The sequence below is a fragment of the Flavobacterium bomense genome, from assembly GCF_003970355.1.
The window spans coordinates 1-1,095 of the sequence record NZ_RYDJ01000237.1 but is presented as its reverse complement, the minus strand read 5'-3'; the positions used below and the strand labels follow the sequence as shown (position 1 = coordinate 1,095).

The window sequence follows — 1,095 nt, the reverse complement described above, 5'->3', positions numbered from 1 at the left end:
GAACAAGGTCTAACCACTATTTCACTAGTTAAAAAAGACTACGCTATTCAATCACGTTCCACAATTGTACAATGGTTGAGAAAATTTGGTAATTTTGATTGGGAAAATCAAACACCATCTAATATGTCAAAATCTCCAGAGCAAAAAATTATGGAATTAGAAGCAAAAGTTAGGCTTCTAGAAAAGCAGAAAACATTTTTAGAACAACAAGCTTTTGTTGCCGATAAGAAAGCCATCATTTTTGATATGATGATTGATATTGCAGAAAAAGAATATCAAATCGATATACGAAAAAACTCATCACCCGAACAATCGACCATTTTAAAGAACAACAAAAACAAACAGTAATGTTTGCCTGTACTTTGTTCGGGATAGATAGACAGGTTTATTATCGAAAAACAAAACGACGCATTATCAAGCAAGATAAGGCACAATTGGTGGTGAATATGGTTTTAGAAACTAGAATACAAATGCCAAGGATTGGATCTAAAAAGCTATTTTATTTGTTAGGTAATGATTTAAAAAAACTAAAAATAGGAAGAGATAAATTTATAGATATTCTTAGAGCCAATCATTTATTAATAATGCCAAAACGTTCTTATCATATTACTACAAACTCACATCATCGCTTTAGAAAGTATAAAAATCAGTTGCTAGATTTGCAAATAAACAAGCCGGAACAAGTTTGGGTATCGGACATTACTTATATCGGAAAAAGAGAAAAACCTTGTTATTTAAGTTTAATAACTGATGCTTATTCTAAGAAAATAGTGGGTTATAATGTATCCGATAATTTAAATACAGAAAGCAGTTTGGCTGCATTGAGATTAGCCATAAAACAAAGGGAAAATAAAGAAATGCCACTAATACATCATTCGGATAGAGGATTACAATATTGCGCCAATGAATATCAAAAACTACTAAGTAAAAACGGAATTAAACCCAGTATGACTCAAAACTCGGATCCGTATGAAAATGCAGTAGCAGAAAGAATAAATGGAATTTTGAAACAAGAATTTAGTATCGACAAATACAATAAAGACCTTCCAATTATGAAACAAATAATAAAAGAAACTGTGGCAATTTATAATCAAA

General features: G+C 30.5%; 1 protein-coding gene and 1 pseudogene. Both read left to right on the top strand.

Translation table 11 applies throughout. The features are described from left to right. A pseudogene (locus EKL98_RS17970) lies at nt 1-348 on the top strand (hypothetical protein); the annotation flags it as partial. Next, the coding region (locus EKL98_RS16995) for an IS3 family transposase (protein ID WP_199740757.1) at nt 348-1,095 on the top strand (748 nt) is incomplete at its 3' end. The pseudogene EKL98_RS17970 and the gene EKL98_RS16995, both read left to right, overlap by 1 nt.